Genomic DNA, 635 nt, shown 5'->3' with positions numbered 1-635 from the left:
CAGAGACATTCCTAGCTTTTGTCGTTTTATGGATCACCAACTCATTGCGGCACAAACCGACGAGCTACCCTATCAGTATCTGATTAAAAAAGGCTTATAACACGAGATAAAAAAACGGCAGCCACACGGCTGCCGTTTCTTTATTATTGATCGAATTCGATAGTGCGAATTTCCGATTGCAGCTTATTCAACTGCTTTTTCATCGCTCGCATCTCTTCATGCATGGGAATAATGTGTGCGACTCGAATCCACGCTTCAACAGTCAATCCTGTCAAAATAAAGGATCCCGCCACAATTGGTAGCCACATATCTGTTAAAACCATTGCCAACAAACAAAGTGCCAAACCAAAAGTGAATAAATAACTTTGACTTTTGGGTCATCCCCATGTAACGTGTCAGCATAAACTTGCCCTCTCGCCATCATTCACAAGAATAAAGTAGCATGACAATCATGACACGGATATGTCCGAGGTCACGCTACAGCAAGATGACTCTAACAATCAGATAATTGGCTGTTATTTACCTGATATTTATCTCTATTTCTGGCTTAGGCATCGCGCTTTAAATAAAGCAGCAACCGGCCGCTAACGCGACAAACAGAGCCGCTGTTACTTTGCGGATTAGCGCCAATGGCA

2 pseudogenes are annotated in these 635 nt (G+C 42.8%); one reads left to right on the top strand and one right to left on the bottom strand.

Annotation, left to right across the window (positions count from 1 at the left end):
• Positions 1–100: pseudogene (locus CIK04_RS25105) on the top strand (sulfurtransferase TusA); the annotation flags it as partial.
• Between the two features lie 43 nt (positions 101–143).
• On the opposite strand, the pseudogene CIK04_RS25100 reads toward CIK04_RS25105, so the two are convergent.
• A pseudogene (locus CIK04_RS25100) lies at positions 144–402 on the bottom strand (hypothetical protein).
• Positions 403–635 lie beyond the last annotated feature (233 nt).

Source organism: Vibrio sp. 03_296 (genome assembly GCF_002265885.1).
Note: the sequence above shows the minus strand (reverse complement) of the source record. Positions and strands in the feature narration are given on the sequence as shown.